The sequence below is a fragment of the Pseudoalteromonas sp. S3178 genome (assembly GCF_005886985.1).
GTDB classification, from domain to species: Bacteria; Pseudomonadota; Gammaproteobacteria; order Enterobacterales; family Alteromonadaceae; genus Pseudoalteromonas; species Pseudoalteromonas carrageenovora.
Genome location: NZ_PNCW01000568.1, coordinates 1 through 290 on the forward strand (window position 1 = coordinate 1; position 290 = coordinate 290).

General features: G+C 43.8%; 1 protein-coding gene. It reads left to right on the forward strand.

Translation table 11 applies throughout. The annotated features are described in order from the left end of the window. Window positions 1-290: trehalase family glycosidase (locus CWC11_RS22250; RefSeq protein WP_249330815.1), on the forward strand; the 290-nt coding region annotated here is incomplete at both ends.

The window sequence follows — 290 nt, forward strand, 5'->3', positions numbered from 1 at the left end:
TGACGATTTAGCTAGCATTCGTACAACAGACATTATCCCAGTGGATTTAAATGCACTGCTGGTATTGCTTGAGTCGCAAATCGCACGTTGTTTTGAGAAATTAAACGAGCTAACGCAAGCTCGGTACTATGCCAATTTAGCGTCAAATCGCAGTGCACTGATACAGAAATATTGTTGGTGTGATGAAAAAGGCTGGTTTTTCGATGTGGATCTTAATGATTATGCGCGTACCACAGTTGAATCTCTAGCGGGCGTTGTGCCTATGTTTGCAGAGCTGGTTACACCCGAGC